We start from the raw sequence: 532 nt of genomic DNA on the forward strand, positions 1-532 counted from the left end.
GCAACAATCAAAGTTGTCAACTCAAAATTTTTGAACGCCGTGCCCCTACAATCAAATGTTGCCAGGGTAGGGACACGGCAGCAACAGAATTTGTTGCATCGGTCAAACTTTTTGAATGCCGTGTCCCGACAATCAAATGTTGCCAGGGTAGGGACACGGCAGCAACAGGCTTTGTGGCATCGGTCAAATTTTTTGAATGCCGTGTCCCTACAATCAAATGTTGCAAGGGTAGGGGCACGGCAGCAACAATCAAAGTTGTCAACTCAAAATTTTCTCCTGCCGTGCCCCTACAATCAAATGTTGCCAGGGTAGGGACACGGCAGCAACAGGCTTTGTGGCATCGGTCAAACTTTTTGCCTGCCGTGTCCCTACAATCAAAAATGCCCGTACCCAGATCCCCTCATCAAAGGGTAGGGGCACGGCAGCAACAATCAAAGTTGTCAACTCAAAATTTTCTCCTGCCGTGCCCCTACGATCAAATGTTGCCAGGGTAGGGACACGGCAGCAACAGAATTTGTTGCATCGGTCAAAC

At 48.9% G+C, this 532-nt stretch carries 2 protein-coding genes; both read right to left on the reverse strand.

Features of this window, described 5'->3' with window-relative positions; translation table 11 throughout:
- Positions 1-16: 16 nt before the first annotated feature.
- Entirely contained in the window at positions 17-262 is a 246-nt protein-coding gene (locus tag MiSe_RS49750) for a hypothetical protein (protein WP_226595024.1), read from the reverse strand.
- Positions 259-444 carry a hypothetical protein gene (locus tag MiSe_RS49755; RefSeq protein WP_226595026.1) on the reverse strand — a complete coding sequence of 62 codons (186 nt, stop codon included), beginning with the start codon at positions 442-444 and terminating at the stop codon, positions 259-261. The genes MiSe_RS49750 and MiSe_RS49755 overlap by 4 nt, the downstream gene beginning before the upstream one ends.
- Positions 445-532: the final 88 nt, after the last annotated feature.

The organism is Microseira wollei NIES-4236 (assembly GCF_020521235.1).
Classification (GTDB): Bacteria; Cyanobacteriota; Cyanobacteriia; order Cyanobacteriales; family Aerosakkonemataceae; genus Microseira; species Microseira wollei.